Annotated in this window: 1 pseudogene; it reads right to left on the bottom strand. The window is 47.5% G+C overall.

Features of this window, described 5'->3' with window-relative positions:
* Positions 1-205 (bottom strand): annotated as a pseudogene (locus AC0QH1_RS00390) (RNA-guided endonuclease IscB); the annotation flags it as partial.
* Positions 206-297: the final 92 nt, after the last annotated feature.

The raw sequence follows: 297 nt of genomic DNA on the forward strand, positions 1-297 counted from the left end.
TGTCGGTACGGCACATCTGACAATTTCCTTGTCCTGTGGCTGTAATAATCAAGGGTTGCTTGACCAATATGTTCAGTCGCTCTGGTGTGGATTTCCCAACACAAGCAGCATCTAGCCAATGTGTTTTAGTTAATTCTTGACCAGAGCGGTTAAACTTGATTCTACCACCGGTGCCTGTTTCTACAGGAAAGTCTGTTTGAGACAAAGCCCGATAGAAGGCCCATCGAGTTGAGTTGACGGCAGCAGCATCCTTGAATGGGCGCTTGGCAGACCACAGAATCTCGTTCAGTAATTCCG

Source organism: Phormidium sp. CCY1219 (assembly GCF_055795085.1).